This is a genomic window from Limnohabitans sp. INBF002 (genome assembly GCF_027924905.1).
Taxonomy (GTDB): Bacteria; Pseudomonadota; Gammaproteobacteria; order Burkholderiales; family Burkholderiaceae_C; genus Limnohabitans.
Window position 1 is genome coordinate 844,697 of sequence record NZ_AP027055.1, and the last position, 13,274, is coordinate 857,970.

At 55.6% G+C, this 13,274-nt stretch carries 18 protein-coding genes; 12 read left to right on the top strand and 6 right to left on the bottom strand.

Annotated elements, in window-relative coordinates:
* Nucleotides 1-62: 62 nt before the first annotated feature.
* A complete protein-coding gene (locus QMG15_RS04275; protein WP_281789658.1) occupies nucleotides 63-1,031 on the top strand; it encodes a tripartite tricarboxylate transporter substrate binding protein BugD in 969 nt (322 codons plus the stop codon).
* A gap of 29 nt (nucleotides 1,032-1,060) precedes the next feature.
* Here QMG15_RS04275 and nth read toward each other — a convergent pair whose 3' ends face one another.
* On the bottom strand, nucleotides 1,061-1,702 hold the full coding sequence (gene nth, locus QMG15_RS04280) for an endonuclease III (RefSeq protein WP_281789659.1): 642 nt from the start codon (nucleotides 1,700-1,702) through the stop codon (nucleotides 1,061-1,063).
* A gap of 31 nt (nucleotides 1,703-1,733) precedes the next feature.
* On the opposite strand from nth, the gene QMG15_RS04285 reads away from it, so the two are divergent.
* Together QMG15_RS04285 and QMG15_RS04290 are read left to right on the top strand one after the other, a co-directional pair.
* Nucleotides 1,734-2,924 (top strand): PLP-dependent aminotransferase family protein, encoded by a 1,191-nt coding sequence (locus QMG15_RS04285; protein WP_281790079.1) that lies wholly within the window; start codon nucleotides 1,734-1,736, stop codon nucleotides 2,922-2,924.
* A 22-nt stretch (nucleotides 2,925-2,946) separates the two neighbouring features.
* Nucleotides 2,947-3,393: an SRPBCC domain-containing protein gene (locus QMG15_RS04290; protein ID WP_281789660.1), complete on the top strand. Its 447-nt coding sequence runs from the start codon at nucleotides 2,947-2,949 to the stop codon at nucleotides 3,391-3,393.
* Nucleotides 3,394-3,462: 69 nt separating this feature from the next.
* On the opposite strand, the gene gcvH is transcribed toward QMG15_RS04290, so the two are convergent.
* Nucleotides 3,463-3,825 carry a glycine cleavage system protein GcvH gene (gene gcvH, locus QMG15_RS04295; protein ID WP_281789661.1) on the bottom strand — a complete coding sequence of 121 codons (363 nt, stop codon included), beginning with the start codon at nucleotides 3,823-3,825 and terminating at the stop codon, nucleotides 3,463-3,465.
* A 5-nt stretch (nucleotides 3,826-3,830) separates the two neighbouring features.
* On the bottom strand, nucleotides 3,831-5,516 hold the full coding sequence (locus tag QMG15_RS04300; RefSeq protein ID WP_281789662.1) for an electron transfer flavoprotein-ubiquinone oxidoreductase: 1,686 nt from the start codon (nucleotides 5,514-5,516) through the stop codon (nucleotides 3,831-3,833).
* Between the two features lie 99 nt (nucleotides 5,517-5,615).
* On the opposite strand from QMG15_RS04300, the gene QMG15_RS04305 reads away from it, so the two are divergent.
* Both QMG15_RS04305 and QMG15_RS04310 read left to right on the top strand, forming a co-directional pair.
* A complete protein-coding gene (locus QMG15_RS04305) occupies nucleotides 5,616-6,398 on the top strand; it encodes an SDR family oxidoreductase (protein ID WP_281789663.1) in 783 nt (260 codons plus the stop codon).
* Nucleotides 6,395-6,817: a thioesterase family protein gene (locus tag QMG15_RS04310; RefSeq protein WP_281789664.1), complete on the top strand. Its 423-nt coding sequence runs from the start codon at nucleotides 6,395-6,397 to the stop codon at nucleotides 6,815-6,817. The genes QMG15_RS04305 and QMG15_RS04310 overlap by 4 nt, the downstream gene beginning before the upstream one ends.
* A gap of 6 nt (nucleotides 6,818-6,823) precedes the next feature.
* Here QMG15_RS04310 and QMG15_RS04315 read toward each other — a convergent pair whose 3' ends face one another.
* On the bottom strand, nucleotides 6,824-7,087 hold the full coding sequence (locus QMG15_RS04315) for a YkgJ family cysteine cluster protein (protein ID WP_281789665.1): 264 nt from the start codon (nucleotides 7,085-7,087) through the stop codon (nucleotides 6,824-6,826).
* Nucleotides 7,088-7,672, bottom strand: coding sequence for a peroxidase-related enzyme (locus QMG15_RS04320; protein ID WP_281789666.1), 585 nt, complete (start codon nucleotides 7,670-7,672; stop codon nucleotides 7,088-7,090).
* Between the two features lie 71 nt (nucleotides 7,673-7,743).
* Between QMG15_RS04320 and QMG15_RS04325 the strand changes: the two genes are divergently transcribed.
* A complete protein-coding gene (locus tag QMG15_RS04325; RefSeq protein WP_108359049.1) occupies nucleotides 7,744-8,142 on the top strand; it encodes a carboxymuconolactone decarboxylase family protein in 399 nt (132 codons plus the stop codon).
* A gap of 16 nt (nucleotides 8,143-8,158) precedes the next feature.
* Here QMG15_RS04325 and QMG15_RS04330 read toward each other — a convergent pair whose 3' ends face one another.
* On the bottom strand, nucleotides 8,159-8,710 hold the full coding sequence (locus QMG15_RS04330; protein WP_108359048.1) for a PAS and helix-turn-helix domain-containing protein: 552 nt from the start codon (nucleotides 8,708-8,710) through the stop codon (nucleotides 8,159-8,161).
* A gap of 84 nt (nucleotides 8,711-8,794) precedes the next feature.
* Here QMG15_RS04330 and QMG15_RS04335 point away from each other — a divergent pair, with 84 nt between their 5' ends.
* The 6 genes from QMG15_RS04335 to QMG15_RS04360 all read left to right on the top strand — a co-directional run bounded on the left by QMG15_RS04335 (nucleotide 8,795) and on the right by QMG15_RS04360 (nucleotide 13,266).
* On the top strand, nucleotides 8,795-9,499 hold the full coding sequence (locus QMG15_RS04335; RefSeq protein ID WP_108359047.1) for a CoA transferase subunit A: 705 nt from the start codon (nucleotides 8,795-8,797) through the stop codon (nucleotides 9,497-9,499).
* A 13-nt stretch (nucleotides 9,500-9,512) separates the two neighbouring features.
* Nucleotides 9,513-10,151 carry a 3-oxoacid CoA-transferase subunit B gene (locus QMG15_RS04340; protein WP_108359046.1) on the top strand — a complete coding sequence of 213 codons (639 nt, stop codon included), beginning with the start codon at nucleotides 9,513-9,515 and terminating at the stop codon, nucleotides 10,149-10,151.
* 43 nt (nucleotides 10,152-10,194) lie between these two features.
* A complete protein-coding gene (locus QMG15_RS04345) occupies nucleotides 10,195-10,617 on the top strand; it encodes a universal stress protein (RefSeq protein ID WP_281789668.1) in 423 nt (140 codons plus the stop codon).
* Between the two features lie 182 nt (nucleotides 10,618-10,799).
* A complete protein-coding gene (locus tag QMG15_RS04350; RefSeq protein WP_281789669.1) occupies nucleotides 10,800-11,654 on the top strand; it encodes a DUF6502 family protein in 855 nt (284 codons plus the stop codon).
* A gap of 14 nt (nucleotides 11,655-11,668) precedes the next feature.
* Nucleotides 11,669-12,877, top strand: a complete 1,209-nt coding sequence (locus QMG15_RS04355; RefSeq protein WP_281789670.1) for a DUF5666 domain-containing protein — start codon at nucleotides 11,669-11,671, stop codon at nucleotides 12,875-12,877.
* A gap of 29 nt (nucleotides 12,878-12,906) precedes the next feature.
* Nucleotides 12,907-13,266: a PA2779 family protein gene (locus QMG15_RS04360; RefSeq protein ID WP_281789671.1), complete on the top strand. Its 360-nt coding sequence runs from the start codon at nucleotides 12,907-12,909 to the stop codon at nucleotides 13,264-13,266.
* Nucleotides 13,267-13,274: the final 8 nt, after the last annotated feature.

The window sequence follows — 13,274 nt, forward strand, 5'->3', positions numbered from 1 at the left end:
AGGGGGACGAATAGGGCGCTGATGCGGCGATCATCTGCACTAATTCAGAAAGAGGAGATGAGATGATAAAAATTAAAACGCTGCTGACCGCTTGTGCTTTGGCATGTGGCTTGGCCCATGCCCAAACTTACCCAGACAAGTCCATCACCATGGTGGTGCCTTTTGCTGCAGGTGGCCCCACCGATGTGGTGGCTCGCATGATGGCCATTCCAATGGGTAAATCTTTAGGCCAACCGGTGGTGGTGGAAAACGTCAACGGTGCAGGCGGCACGATTGGTGCGACCAAGGTCGCTCGTGCAACGCCCAACGGCTACACCATCTTCTTGCACCACATGGGCATGTCGACAGCGCCTGCGCTTTACAACAAGCTCAACTTCGACCCCTTGACTGATTTCGAATACATCGGTCAAGTGCTGGATGTGCCGATGACTCTGTTGGCTCGTAAAGATATTCCTGCCAACAACTTGCAAGAGTTGATCGCGTACATCAAAGCGAATGAAAGCAAAGTGTCTTTGGCAGATGCAGGTTTGGGTGCGGTGTCTAACTTGTGCGGCTTGATGTTCAAGAGCGCGATTGGCGTGAACATCAACACCATCCCCTACAAAGGCACAGGCCCAGCCATGAACGACCTGCTGGGTGGCCAAGTGGATATCTTGTGTGACCAAACGACACAAACCGTGCCGATGATCAAAGATGGCCGTGTCAAAGTGTTCGGTGTGACCACGCTCAAGCGCTTGGCGGCATTGCCCAATGTGCCAACCTTGGACGAGCAAGGCTTGAAAGGCTTTGAAGTGAAGGTGTGGCACGGCATGTATGCGCCCAAAGGCACGCCAGCGCCTGTGCTGAAAAAACTCAACACAGCGATGCGCTTCGCCATGGCTGATCCCACCATCAAGCAGCGATTGGCTGATTTGAGTTCAGACATTCCCTCCGCAGACAAGATGACCGCGGATGGTTTGAAAGATCACCTCAAGTTGGAAATCAACAAGTGGGGTCCCATCATCCGCAAAGCGGGTGTCTCAGCGGATTGATTCGCCAAGACTTGATCTCAAGGCCACCGTCAGGTGGCCTTTTGTGTTTTAGGCTTGAAGCCACAAAACGCCGACACACCACATTGCCAACACAGCGGCTTGCGCGCTTGGCACACATAACGGCCATGCAAGATGAGCCAGTGGTGTGCGTCCACCAAGTACTGCGGCGGGATGCGCTTCATCAGTTGCATCTCCACCGCCAGCGGTGTTTTGCCTGGGGCCAAGCCCGTGCGGTTGCCCACGCGAAAGATGTGCGTGTCCACCGCCATGGTGGGTTCGCCAAAGGCCACATTCAGCACCACATTGGCCGTTTTGCGACCGACACCTGGAAGTGCTTCGAGCGCCTCACGCGTTCGCGGAATCACCCCATGGTGTTGTTCCACCAAGATGCGGCAGGTTTGCATCAGGTGCTTGGCTTTGCTGTGGTACAGGCCAATCGTCTTGATGTAGTGCTCTAGGCCATCGAGTCCTAAATCTAAAATTTGTTGCGGCGTGTTGGCCACCGCAAACAGCTTGCGCGTGGCCTTGTTCACGCCCACATCGGTGGCTTGGGCACTCAGCAGCACAGCGGCCAATAGCTCGAACACGCTGGTATATTCCAACTCGGTATTGGGCTGCGGATTGGCTGCTTTTAGCGTCGCAAAAAAAGGCTCAATGTGCTGTGTTTTCATCCGTCCATTATTCCCCACCATGCACCCAACTATTCAGTACGCTGACCGCCTCAACAACGTTGAAACCTCCGCCATTCGTGAACTGTTCAAACTGCTGGGCAAGCCCGGCATCATCAGCTTTGCTGGCGGCTTTCCTGACAGCGCCATGTTTGATGTGGAAGGCATCCGCGAAGCCAGCAACCTGGCTTTGACCGAGGAGCCAGGTGCCGCCCTGCAATACGGTGCGACCGAGGGCTACAACCCATTGCGCGAACAACTCGCCGCCTTCATGGCCAGCAAAGGTGTGAAAGGCCTAGACGCGAATGGCCTCATCGTCACCACCGGCAGCCAGCAAGCGCTGGACTTGATTGCCAAAACCTTGCTCAACCCCAATGACGTGGCCTTGGTCGAAGGCCCCACATTTTTGGCCACCATTCAGTGCTTCCGTTTGTACGGCCCGCAAGTGGTAGGCGTGCCCATCGACGCGCACGGCGTGCATGTGGACAAGCTCGAAGAAATGATCGTGCAACACAAGCCAAAGCTCGTGTACCTCATCCCCACCTTTGGCAACCCCAGCGGTGCCACGCTGAGCCTTGAGCGTCGTTTGCGCGTGTTGGAGTTGGCGGTGAAATACAAAACCGTGGTGGTCGAAGACGACCCCTATGGCGACCTGTACTTTGGCGATGCCCCGCCACCCTCGTTGCTCGCGTTGAGCGACCAAGTACCGGGCAGCCGTGAGTGGTTGATTCACTGTGGCTCGCTTAGCAAAGTGTTGTCGCCCGGTCTGCGTGTGGGCTGGATGATTGCCCCGCCCGAGCTGTTGGCGCGCGCCACCATGTGCAAGCAGTTCAGCGACGCACACACCTCCACCTTTGCGCAAGCCACTGCTGCGCATTACCTCAAAGCAGGCCGCATGCCCGCCACCTTGGCACATGTGCGCAGCGTGTACGCCGAGCGTGCCCAAGCCATGGGCGAAGCGCTGAAGCGCGAACTGGGCGATGCCTTGACGTTCACCCAACCACAAGGTGGTTTGTTCTTCTGGGCCAACCTCACCGGCGCAGGCGGCAAAGTGAAAGACGGCAGCGAACTGGCCAAACGCGCCATTGAAAAAGGCGTGGCTTTTGTGCCGGGGGCGCCATTCTTTGCGAACAACCCAGACACGACAGCGATTCGTTTGAGCTTTGCCACCGCTGATGTGGAGAAGATCAAAGAAGGCATTGCTCGTTTGGGTCAAGCGCTGTAAATTTTCTGGGTCAGGTTGTCAGATGCATCACGACACAATTTTTCACACGGAGCGCACACTGCCGTTCTCACCGAAAGCGGTGTACAACGCATTTGCTTCGGCAGAGGTATTGGCCACTTGGTGGGGGCCAGACGGCTTCACCAACGAATTTGAAACTTTCGAATTTCAGGTGGGTGGCCGCTGGACCTTCGTGATGGTGGGGCCAGATGGCGCACGCTACCCCAACCAAAATGTGTTCACCGAGCTAGAGCCCGCATCACGCTTGGTGATTCGTCACGACTGCCAACCCTTTTTCACGCTTAACGTGCAACTGACCCAAGTTGCAGACGGTACGCATTTGCAGTGGCAACAGGTGTTTGATGATGTGCACATCGCGCAAGCTGTCAAAGCCATTGTGGAGCCAGCCAATGAACAGAACCTCGATAGGCTGACGCGTGCCCTGACACGTACCCTTAAATTTAGGGACTAACTCAGGACGTTGTACCAAACAAAAAGGCTGCTCACTGAGCAGCCTTTTTGTTGTGTGGCGGTGGATTGTTTAACCCGTGATCGTCTGATAAGCCGCAGCATCCATCAACCCATCCAGCTCAGCTGCGTTGCTGAGCTTCACCTTGTAAAACCAGCCCGCACCCTCGGGGTCGCTGTTGGCCAGCGAGGGGTCGGCGCGCAGGGCTTCGTTGGTTTCCACAATTTCCACACTCGCGGGCATGTGCACATCGGCGGCGGCTTTGACCGACTCGACCACACCTGCCACTGTGCCTTGTTCAAATGTTTTACCGACTTCTGCGAAGTCCACAAACACGATGTCGCCCAGCGTGTCTTGTGCGTGTTGGGTGATGCCCACCAACGCGGTATCGCCTTCGATGCGCACCCAGGTGTGTTCTGCGTGATATTTGTTCATAGTCTTTACATGCCGCTGTAGTTAGGGCCGCCACCGCCTTCAGGCGTGACCCACACGATGTTTTGTGTGGGGTCTTTGATGTCGCAGGTCTTGCAGTGCACGCAGTTTTGCGCGTTGATTTGCAAGCGGTCGGTGTTGTCGTCGTTCTTCACAAACTCGTACACACCGGCGGGGCAATAGCGGCTCTCGGGGCCTGCGAACTTGGCGAGGTTGATGTTCACCGGCACAGACGCGTCTTTGAGCGTCAAGTGTGCGGGTTGGTTTTCTTCGTGGTTGGTGTTGCTGATGAACACGCTGCTCAAGCGGTCAAACGTGAGCTTGCCGTCTGGCTTGGGATAGTTGATTTGGGCGTGTTGTGCCGCAGGTTCCAAGCTCACATGGTCGGGCTTGTTGCCATGCAATGTCCAAGGTGGCGTGTCGATGCCGAGCTTGGGCAACAGCCATTGCTCGATGCCGGTCATGAACGTACCGACCAACATGCCTTTTTTGAACCACAGTTTGAAGTTGCGGTATTGGTTGAGTTCTTTGCTCAGCCAGCTCTTTTCAAACGCAGCGGGGTAGGCGCTCAGCTCATCGTTGGCGCGTCCTGCAGACACGGCCTCGTAGGCCGCATCAGCCGCCAACACGCCGCTCTTGATGGCGGCGTGGCTGCCTTTGATACGGGCAGCGTTCAAGTAGCCCGCATCGCAACCAATCAGTGCGCCGCCTGGGAACACGGTTTTGGGCAAGGCTTGTGGCGTGCCGTTGTTGATGGCGCGTGCGCCGTAACCAATGCGCTTGGCGCCTTCAAGGTGGGCTGCAATGGCTGGGTGTGTTTTCCAGCGTTGCATTTCTTCAAAGGGGCTGAGCCATGGGTTTTTGTAGTCGAGGCCGAGTACAAAACCGAGGGTGACTTTGTTGTCTTCGAGGTGGTACAAAAAGCCGCCACCAAAAGCGTCGTCTTGCATGGGCCAGCCCGAGGTGTGCACCACCAAGCCGGGTTTGGCTTTTGATGGGTCGACTTCCCACAGCTCTTTGATGCCGATGGCATAGCTTTGTGGATCGCGGCCTTCGGTCAAGTTGTATTTGGCAATGACTTGTTTGCCCAAGTGACCACGTGCGCCTTCAGCGAAGATGGTGTACTTGGCGTGCAGTTCCATGCCGAGTTGGAAGTTGTCGGTGGGCTCACCGTCTTTGCCCACGCCGAGGTTGCCGGTAGCCACGCCTTTGACAGAGCCATCTTCGTTGTAAAGCACTTCAGCCGCGGTGAAGCCAGGGAAGATTTCCACGCCAATCGATTCCGCGTGTGCTGCCATCCACTTCACCACGTTGCTGAGTGACACCACATAGCAGCCGTCGTTGTGGAAGTTACGGGGCAGCAGCCAATCGGGGGTGCGCTTGGTGCCTGTTTCGCTGAGGAACAACACATCGTCGCCCGTGACTTCTTGGTTCAGGGGGCAGCCGAGTTCTTTCCAGTTGGGGATGAGCTCGGTCATGGCCTTGGGGTCCATCACCGCGCCCGACAAAATGTGTGCGCCAGGCTCTGAGCCTTTTTCCAGCACCACAACGGAAACATCGTTGCCTTTTTCAGCGGCGAGTTGTTTGATGCGGATGGCTGTGGCCAAACCACCGGGGCCGCCACCAATCACGACCACGTCGTATTCCATGGCTTCACGGGGGCCGAACTGGGCGAGGATGTCTTCTTGTGTCATTTCTTTTGTCTCAGTCTGTTGTCAGAGGTGAGACAGATTTTAGGGCCTGTCAACAACGCACTTGTCATAATGAAATAACTCAACATTCAGGAGGCGTACATGGCATACAGCATGGATTTGTCGGGCCGCGTGGCCTTGGTCACCGGTGCATCCAGTGGTTTGGGGGCGCAATTTGCCCGCACCTTGTCACGTGCGGGCGCTGCTGTGGTGCTGGCCAGCCGTCGCGTGGAAAAGCTCAAAGAGCTGCGCGCCGAGTTGCAAGCCGAAGGCGGTGACGCCCATGTGGTGAGCTTGGATGTGACCACCCTAGGCAGCATCAAATCTGCCGTGGCCCACGTGGAGACCGAGGTGGGCAGCATCGACATCTTGGTGAACAACTCGGGCGTCAGCACCACACAGCGTGTGCAAGACGTGACGGAGGAAGAGTTTGATTTCACTTTCAACACCAATGTGAAGGGCTCGTTCTTTGTGGCTCAAGAAGTGGGCAAGCGCATGTTGGCCCGTGCCAAGGGCGCGGCGCCCGGCACCTACACAGGCGGGCGCATCATCAACATTGCCTCCGTGTTGGGCTTGAAGGTTCTGCCGCAGGTGGCGCCTTACGCCATGAGCAAAGCCGCGGTGATTCAAATGACCAAGGCCTTGGCCTTGGAATGGGGGCGCTTTGGCATCAACGTGAACGCCATTTGCCCCGGCTACATCAGCACCGAAATGAATGAACACATTTGGGCCACTGAGCAGGGGCAAAAACTGGTGAGCATGTTGCCGCGCAAACGCGTGGGCCATCCACAAGATTTAGATGCTTTGCTGGTGCTGCTGGCGAGCGCAGAGAGTTCTTTCATCAACGGGGCCATCATTTCGGCTGACGACGGGTTTGCACTATGAGATACAAAATTCCTGAAAACAAAAAGCTGGTGTACGAATGCACCATTCCCATGCGCTGGGGCGACATGGATGCGATGGGCCACATCAACAACACGATTTACTTTCGTTACCTAGAAATTGCACGTGTGGATTGGTTGCGCCAGTTCAACGCCGAACCCAAGCCCGAGGGCGAAGGTCCCGTGATCGTGAATGCGTTTTGCAACTTTTACAAACAGCTCGAATACCCGGGCGATGTGCTGGTGAAGATGTACACCAGCGATCCCGGTCGCACCACCTTTGAAACGTGGGCCACGATCGAGCAAGCTGCCAACCCTGGCGTCATTTATGCCGCAGGCGGTGCGACCACCATTTGGGTGGATTTTCCTCAACAAAAAGCGGTGGACTTGCCCGATTGGGTACGTGAGATGGTCACGCCTTAAAACGTCTCAAGCCGTTGCGGGTGCGGTGGCTGCATCCAATTGCGTGAGCCACAGTAAGGCGGCTTCGCGGTTGGCACCGCACATGTCAGGCGAGGGCTGCAAGCCGCCACAAAATGCGGGTCGCTCGGGTTTTCCAAACACGGCGCAGCGCATGTCAGGCAGCAGCTGCGCGCACGGCACACCCGCAGGTTTGCCATGCGGCATGCCGGGCAAGGCGCTGGTGATGGAGGGCGCAATGCAACACGCGCCGCAGCCGTTGCGACATTGCATTTATTTTTGTTTGGGCAGGCGGCCCAACACGTAAAACTCGGGGTTGGGCATCATGCCGCTGAAGCTGGCCATGCGGTTGCTCAAGCCAAAGAAGGCGGTGATGGCGGCGATGTCCCAAATGTCTTCGTCGTTGAACCCGTGGACGTGCAGCGTTGCAAAGTCTGTTTCATCAAGCAAGTCGCTGTGTTGGCACACCTTCATGGCGAAATCGAGCATGGCACGTTGGCGTGGCGTGATGTCGGCTTTGCGGTAGTTCACGGCCACTTGATCGGCTACCAAAGGTTTCTTTTCGTAAATGCGCAAAATGGCGCCGTGTGCCACCACGCAATACAAGCAGTTGTTGGCTGCGCTGGTGGTGGTGACGATCATTTCGCGGTCACCTTTGGTGAGGTTGCTGTCGCGCCCCACAGACTCCGGCACCATCAAGGCATCGTGGTACGCAAAAAAGGCGCGCCATTCTGCGGGGCGGCGGGCTAAGCCCAAAAATACATTGGGGACAAACCCAGCTTTTTCTTGCACCTCCAAAATTTTGGTGCGTATGTCTTCGGGCAAGTTTTCCAGCGCTGGGGCGGGGTAGCGGCTCATGCAGTTGACTCCAAGGTTCTTGTTAGTTTGGGCGATTATCCTTGGCGTGAATTCGAATCTGAGGAACCCACATGACAGACAAACACACCCACCCCACAGACGCTGCTTTTGAAAAAGGCTTGGCTAAACGCACCCAAGTGATGGGGCAACCCTTTGTGGACAAAGCCTTTGCCGGTGCGAGCGACTTCACCTTGCCCATGCAGCACCACATCACGCGTGCCGCGTGGGGCGACGCATGGCAACGCGACGTTTTGGATTTGAAAACCCGCAGCCTTATCACGGTGGCCATGCTGACCGCATTGGGTAAAACGCATGAGCTCAAAGGCCATGTGCGCGGTGCGCTGAACAACGGTGCGACCAAAGAGGAACTGCAAGAAGTGCTGTTGCACGCCGCCATTTACTGCGGCGTGCCCACCGCTGTGGAAGGCTTTCGTGCAGCGGCTGAGGTGGTGGACGCACCCAACGCCTGAGTGAGGGCCTGAGGCTTTAGCCCACCACCAGCTTGTGTACCAAGTCGGCCGTGGTCGAGGCTTTGTATTTGCGCATCAGCTTGGCGCGGTAAATTTCGACCGTGCGATGGCTGATGCCCAGTGCTTTGCCGATTTCTTTGGAGGTCATGCCCTCCATCAAAAATGCAGCCACCTCACGTTCACGCGCTGTCAGCTCGGCACGCACAGGGCGCGTGGCGCTGAGGTCTTCAAAACTCCAAATGCCGGCTTCGTGCGGTGAATCAAGGTTCAAGGCGCGGCCTGTCACGTGGCACCAAAACGGCTCGCCTTTCATGCGGCCATCGATGCGTTTCATCAGGCGGTCGTCGGCATACAGACCTTTGGTGTTGAGGCTGAGTTTGATGCGCGCGCCCGTGCGTTCGTACTCATCCGCGCTGGGGTAGAGCACCTGAAACGATTGGCCAATCAGTTGTTCGCGCGTTGCGCCAAACATGTCGCACACGTGTTGGTTGCAATCCACCATCGTGCGGTTGCGCGACAGCACCAGCCCCACAGGGGCGAGGTCAAAGGCTTGGCGGTAATCAATCATGTCAGGGGTCTGTGCTTACGGAGAACTACGTAGTCTGTTACGTAGTATCGTAACGCCACTCTGTTGCACTTTTTGGAGCATCCCTTGAACAAAGTTTTTCCTTCTGCTGCTGAAGCGATCAAAGACATCGTGGCCGACGGCCAACTGATGGCTGTGGGTGGTTTTGGCTTGTGTGGCATTCCTGAAGCCCTGATTGACGCTTTGCGTGACAGCGGCGTGAAGGACTTGACCGTCATTTCTAACAACGCTGGCGTCGACGGCTTTGGTTTGGGCAAGTTGCTCGAAACCCGTCAAATCAAAAAAATGATTTCTAGCTATGTGGGCGAGAACAAAGAGTTCGAGCGCCAATACCTCTCAGGCGAGTTGGAGTTGGAATTCACGCCGCAAGGCACGCTGGCTGAAAAGCTGCGCGCTGGTGGTGCTGGCATCCCCGCCTTTTTCACCAAAACAGGCGTGGGCACCTTGGTGGCCGAGGGCAAAGAGTTACGTGATTTCGATGGCGAAACCTATGTGATGGAACGCTCGCTGGTCCCTGAAATTTCATTCATCAAAGCCGACGTGGCTGACCGCTCAGGCAACCTGCGCTTCAACATGACGGCTCGCAACTTCAATCCAGCCGCTGCCACCGCTGGCAAGATTTGCGTGGTCGAGGTGGAGCGCATTGTGGCCACGGGCGAACTGGCCCCTGACGACATCCATTTGCCTGGTATTTACGTGCACCGCATCGTGCTCAACCCCACGCCCGAGAAGCGCATTGAAAAGCGCACCACCCGCGACCGCAAAATCTAAAGGACAAAACACCATGGCTTGGACTCAAGACGAAATGGCCGCACGTGCGGCAAGCGAACTGCAAGACGGTTTTTATGTGAACCTCGGCATCGGCATCCCCACGCTGGTGGCCAACCACGTGCCAGACCATGTGGAGGTTTGGTTGCAAAGTGAAAACGGCATGTTGGGCATTGGCCCATTCCCCTACGAAGACGAAGTCGATGCCGACCTCATCAACGCAGGCAAGCAAACCGTGACCACCATCAAAGGCTCGGCGATTTTTGGCAGCGACCAATCGTTCGCCATGATCCGTGGTGGCAAGATCAACCTGTCCATCTTGGGCGCGATGCAAGTCAGCGAGAAGGGTGATTTGGCCAACTGGATGATCCCCGGCAAGATGATCAAAGGCATGGGCGGTGCGATGGATTTGGTGGCGGGCGTCAAACGCGTGATCATCTTGATGGAGCACGTCGCCAAGAAAAAAGACGGCACCGAAGATTTGAAAATTCTGAAAGACTGCACCTTGCCTTTGACAGGTGTGGGCGTGGTGGACCGCATCATCACCGACCTTGCCGTGATGGACGTGGTGCCCGAAGGCCTCAAAGTGATTGAACTGGCTCCCGGCGTGACCCGTGAGTTCTTGCAAAGCAAGACGGGCGTGACTTTGCTTTGAGTGGCGCGTTAAACTTAAGCCATTCATAACAAGAGGAAACACCATGAAAATTTTGGTTGCTGTTGACGGTTCTAAATCTTCTTTGAATGCGGTCAAGTACGCCGTGAAGTTGGCCTCCAATTTCCGCACGCAAGATCGCATCACCTTGATCAACGTGCATGACGACCAAGGCTTGCGCCACGCGCAGCAGTTCGTCGGCAAAGATGGCATTGCCGATTACCTGCGCGAATTGAGCGACAAAGAGCTCAAAGCCGCTTTGGCTGTGTTGGTGAAAGCTGGCGTCAAGCACGACAGCATCATTCAAACAGGCCATGTGGCAGAAGTCATTTCTAACGCCGCAGACAAAAAGTTTGACATGGTGGTCATGGGCTCCAAAGGCCGCAGCGGCTTGGTTGACATGCTGGTGGGTTCTGTGGCGCAACGCGTCATGGCCACTTGCAAGAAGCCTGTGCTGTTGGTGAAGTAATCGCCTGAATCAGGCGCCCTTTGGGACGCCAATCCAAAAAGCCGCTCTTTGAGCGGCTTTTTTATTGCCTTTGGCAATCTCCGTTTTCTTCCAATATCCCACAAATTTTCTTGACTTTGAAATAAATGTGCAATTAACACATTTATAGATTTATACTCACCGCAACCTCACAAGTTACACACATGAACAAGATCACACCCGACGCCTTGTACACAGAGCAGCAAGCCCTGCTTGCCGCCATGGGGCACTTGTTAAAGCCGTTTGCCAAACTGGGTTTGGCGAAGGGCGTGCCCATTCAGGCGATTGAAGAGCTGGTGCGACATGCTTATGTGGACGCTGCCAAGCAAGCGTGCCAGGGCGACAACCCTGAGCGCTTGACCAGCCGCATCAGCACCATGACAGGGCTCACACGGCGAGAGGTGGGGCGCATTCAGCAAACGCCAACCCCTGAATTGCCAGTCACTCGATCTGCTGCGACCGATTTGCTGACTTACTGGACATCGCAGACCGGCTATGTGGATAAAGCCAAAAAACCCATCCCACTTCCACGGCAAGGGCCAGCCCCTAGCTTTGAAGCTTTGGCTGCCACCGTCACCAAGGATGTGCATGCGCGTTCGCTACTGGCCGAGATGATCCGGCTCAATTTGGTGACGCATCGCAAAACCACAGACACCATTGAATTGCTAGAAGATATTTTTGTACCCAACAACGATTGGTCGCAAATGGTTGGCTTTTTGGGGGTCAACGTGGGCGATCACTTAGAAGCTGCCGTGACCAACGTTTTAGGCGATGGTCATCAGCATTTCGAGCAAGCCTTGTTGGCTGATGAGCTCTCAGTTGAATCACTCACCCAAGCCAAAACCTTGATCAGCGCGCAATGGCGCCACTTGATCACCACGCTGGGCCCCGAGCTCCAAGCCTTGATGGATGCCGATAAAGCAGCCAACCGACCACAAGACCAAGCCATACGGATTGGTCTGTACGCCTTATCCCAGGCGATGCCATCGCCAGAAACTTTTGTAGATCAATCGAAATGAACGGAGCGTTCCAAATGCGATCAATTCAAGTCAATTCCACACTCTCACGCCGCACACTTCTTTTGGGCATGGTCGGTTCTGTGGCGCAACTGACAGGCTGTGGTGGTGGGGGCTCTGATGTTGCGGGCTTATCCAGCGGCGGCACAGGCTCATTCACCAGTGGCACGATTTCAGGGCTGGGTTCCATCATCGTCAACGGTATTCGATACAACGATGACAGTGCCAGTTTGATTTCACGCGACGATGGTTCTGCGTTTGGAGATATGCTGAAAGTGGGCATGGTGGTGTCCATCGAAGGCTCACCCGTGACCGCAGCCGCCACAACAACCGGCATTGCCACGGCCACCGCCTACCGCATCAGCTGTGGCAGCGAATGGGAAGGACCTGTGTCTAGCGTTGGGACCACCAGCTTTGACATGCTGGGTTTGACGGTGGATGTTTTGGCCACCACGGTGTTTGAAGGTGCTGCCACGCAGCTGACAGGCCTGACCTCTTTGCACTTTGTTGAGGTTCATGGGTATGTCGATCAAACCACGGGGCGTCTTCAAGCCAGCCGTGTGGAAGTGTCCACCACGGCGCCCACGCATTACAAGCTCAGTGGCGTGGTCAACAGTTTTGATGCTGGTAATCGCACCTTCAAACTGGGGGCTGGCACACAATTTTCGAATCAAATCAGTTGGGATGGCAGTACATTGATTCCGACCACTTGGTCTGATGGCGTATTTGTACGCGTCAAGATGGCTGCTGCGGCACCGTTGCTTGCAACGCAGATTCGTTTGCTCACGTCACCACTGGCGCAACTCAGTGCAGAGGATGACCGTGATGCTGAAATTCATGGATTTGTTTCGACCTTCGTGTCGATTGCCAACTTCACTGTCAATGGCATTCCGGTAGATGCCAGCACGGCACGCATATCGGGCGGCACTGTGGCATTGGGTGTTCGGGTTGAAATTCACGGCAGCATCAGCAGCGGCGTTTTGATGGCCACCAAGGTCGAAACCCCAAGCAACACAGATGTGGCAACGCGCAAATTCGAATTCCACGGAACCGTCAGCGCTCTGAACGCTACCGCACAGACGTTTGTGCTGCACGGGCTCACATTCAAATACGACACCGCCACCAGCATTCAAGGGGTCGTCATGGCCGACGGCGTACGTATCGAGATCAAAGCCACCCGTTCATCGGGCGCGTGGCTGGCGACGGAAATCCGAGCAGACGATTAATTTTTTCATCCACCAAGAAGGTACACACCATGACTCGCAAAACAAGTTTTACACATCTCGTCATCACAAGCATCACCGCTGCGATGCTGATTGTTTCCCCTCTGGCACGCGCAGAGATTGTGGACACACAAGACCTCGCAATACAAAGTCAAACAGAACAAGACAGAGCCAAAGTGCAAAGTTTTGTAGAGCGTGCCACCGTGAAAGAAAAGCTCGAAGCCATGGGCGTGGCTGGCTTGTTGGCCAAAGACCGCGTGGCGGCTTTGAGCGAACAAGAAGTTCATGCGTTGGCCGAACGCATTGATGCCATGCCTGCTGGCGGCACCTTGAGCCAAATGGACATGGTCGTTATTTTGTTGATCGCAATTTTGGTTGCGGTTGCACTTTAAAAAAGGGG

Excerpts from the sequence above, each read along its gene's own strand:
- QMG15_RS04330 (WP_108359048.1), bottom strand. The coding sequence starts at position 8,710 with ATGATTGATTACCGCCAAGCCTTTGACCTCGCCCCTGTGGGGCTGGTG.
- QMG15_RS04305 (WP_281789663.1), top strand. The coding sequence starts at position 5,616 with ATGGCATACAGCATGGATTTGTCGGGCCGCGTGGCCTTGGTCACCGGT.
- gcvH (WP_281789661.1), bottom strand. The coding sequence starts at position 3,825 with ATGAACAAATATCACGCAGAACACACCTGGGTGCGCATCGAAGGCGAT.
- QMG15_RS04350 (WP_281789669.1), top strand. The coding sequence starts at position 10,800 with ATGAACAAGATCACACCCGACGCCTTGTACACAGAGCAGCAAGCCCTG.
- QMG15_RS04340 (WP_108359046.1), top strand. The coding sequence starts at position 9,513 with ATGGCTTGGACTCAAGACGAAATGGCCGCACGTGCGGCAAGCGAACTG.
- QMG15_RS04310 (WP_281789664.1), top strand. The coding sequence starts at position 6,395 with ATGAGATACAAAATTCCTGAAAACAAAAAGCTGGTGTACGAATGCACC.
- QMG15_RS04360 (WP_281789671.1), top strand. The coding sequence starts at position 12,907 with ATGACTCGCAAAACAAGTTTTACACATCTCGTCATCACAAGCATCACC.
- QMG15_RS04320 (WP_281789666.1), bottom strand. The coding sequence starts at position 7,672 with ATGAGCCGCTACCCCGCCCCAGCGCTGGAAAACTTGCCCGAAGACATA.
- QMG15_RS04315 (WP_281789665.1), bottom strand. The coding sequence starts at position 7,087 with ATGCAATGTCGCAACGGCTGCGGCGCGTGTTGCATTGCGCCCTCCATC.
- QMG15_RS04325 (WP_108359049.1), top strand. The coding sequence starts at position 7,744 with ATGACAGACAAACACACCCACCCCACAGACGCTGCTTTTGAAAAAGGC.
- QMG15_RS04290 (WP_281789660.1), top strand. The coding sequence starts at position 2,947 with ATGCATCACGACACAATTTTTCACACGGAGCGCACACTGCCGTTCTCA.
- QMG15_RS04355 (WP_281789670.1), top strand. The coding sequence starts at position 11,669 with ATGCGATCAATTCAAGTCAATTCCACACTCTCACGCCGCACACTTCTT.
- QMG15_RS04275 (WP_281789658.1), top strand. The coding sequence starts at position 63 with ATGATAAAAATTAAAACGCTGCTGACCGCTTGTGCTTTGGCATGTGGC.
- nth (WP_281789659.1), bottom strand. The coding sequence starts at position 1,702 with ATGAAAACACAGCACATTGAGCCTTTTTTTGCGACGCTAAAAGCAGCC.
- QMG15_RS04300 (WP_281789662.1), bottom strand. The coding sequence starts at position 5,516 with ATGACACAAGAAGACATCCTCGCCCAGTTCGGCCCCCGTGAAGCCATG.
- QMG15_RS04345 (WP_281789668.1), top strand. The coding sequence starts at position 10,195 with ATGAAAATTTTGGTTGCTGTTGACGGTTCTAAATCTTCTTTGAATGCG.